The 1,563-nt window shown below is 67.1% G+C and carries 1 protein-coding gene; it reads right to left on the bottom strand.

Annotated elements, in window-relative coordinates:
- Positions 1–205: 205 nt before the first annotated feature.
- Positions 206–1,563 (bottom strand): peptidoglycan-binding protein (locus tag AC1DQP_RS20310; RefSeq protein WP_478052405.1); only part of this gene is annotated, 1,358 nt, incomplete at its 5' end.

Raw genomic sequence — 1,563 nt, 5'->3', positions numbered from 1 at the left:
AAATAAAGGAGGAGGCCGCTTGCGGCCGGGGGACATTCGCCGGAAAGGGYATGGGGCCCCAGCGCCCGATCCACCGACCGCCGCGCGAGAAAGTTGGCAGCGCGCTTCGTGCTTGCCACGCAGATGAGAGAACAAAAAAAAGAAGGCCGCGCGAGCGCGGCCTTCCGTGGGCTTCCTTCCCGGTGGGCGTCCTGCCCGATGAAACTCAGTGCCCCATCGCCTTCTGGGTCTGGCGCACCTGCTCCTGCTGGGCCTGCTGTGGCTCGTGCAGCGCGGCGCTGGTGGCGGCAAGCGACTGCGTTTCCGCCGCGCCCTTCTCCACGTGCGCACGCAACTGCACCGRATCGCCGGTGCCCCCTTGCACCGCGAACAGCAACTGCCCGTTGGTGCTGGGCACCACCGCATCGATGCGCTGCAGACCGGCCGCCTTGGCGTCCTGGGTCAGCGCGCCGGCGGCGTTGAGCAGCGACTGGCGGTCCTTGAAGGTCCCCGCCTCCAGACCTTCCATGCCCTTGACCGCCTGTTCGAACATCGGGTTGTTGGCATGCCGCGGATCGCTCAGCAGCGGCTTGTCGCGTGCTTCGCCGATCGCGCCCAGGGTCTTGGCCCCGACGATGCCGTCGACCCCCAGCCCGTTGTCGCGCTGGAACGCGCGCACCGCATCCTGGGTGTTGCGGCCGAACTTGCCGTCCTCGGTCAGCGGCTTGCCATCCCCGCCGACGTAGCCAAGCTTGTTGAGCTCCTCCTGCACATTGCGCACCGCATCGCCCTTGCTGCCGTCCTTGAGCAGCGCGCCATGGGCGGCGTCGGGCTGTGCGTTGCCGTGCTTGCCCGGCGCTTCATGCGTCGCCGCACCCTGCCCCTGCACGCGATCCTGCGTGTGGCTTTCCAGCAGGTGGCGGCCCTTGGACAGCGGATCGGAAGCATAGATCTTCCAGTTCGGGTGGCTCTCCACCTGCTTCAGGTACTCCTCCACCGGCATGGTGTGCACGCCCTTGCTGCCGGTGGACTGGCTGATCAACAGCTTGTCGGTGTTCGGGTCGCGCACCACCATCACGATGTGGTCGATGCCGTTCCAGTGTTCGTGCTTGGTCTTGGCTGTATCCAGCCCGATGACCATGCCTTCCTGCAGGGCACCGGGCTTGGCGATGCCGGCGCGGTCGAGCAGCACGCCCGATTCCTTGTAGGCGTTCTGCACGATGGTGCCCGAGCCGGCATACCCGAGCTTGATCTTGTCCGCGTCGGTGTAGACCTCATGGCCGGCCTTGCGGTTGATCTCGTCCTGGGTCTTGTTCTGCAGCGTGCCCACCCAGCCGGAACAGTCGATGTAGCCCTGATCCACGTTCTTGCCGGTGACGCCGTTGCCACGGTAATACTGGCTGGACGCAATATTGATCGCGTACTTGACGTCGTCGTACTGCACGCCGGCGTTGTAGGCCGCATCCAGCTTGATCCCGGGCTTGTCCTGGCCAGCAGCGGCGGCGACGGCGGTGGCACCCACGGCCGCTGCGCCAGCGACGGCCGCGGCGGCGCCGGCGGTCTGCGCGCGCCGGCGGTCTGCGC

This window comes from Stenotrophomonas sp. P5_A8, from assembly GCF_056400545.1.
Note: the sequence above shows the minus strand (reverse complement) of the source record. Positions and strands in the feature narration are given on the sequence as shown.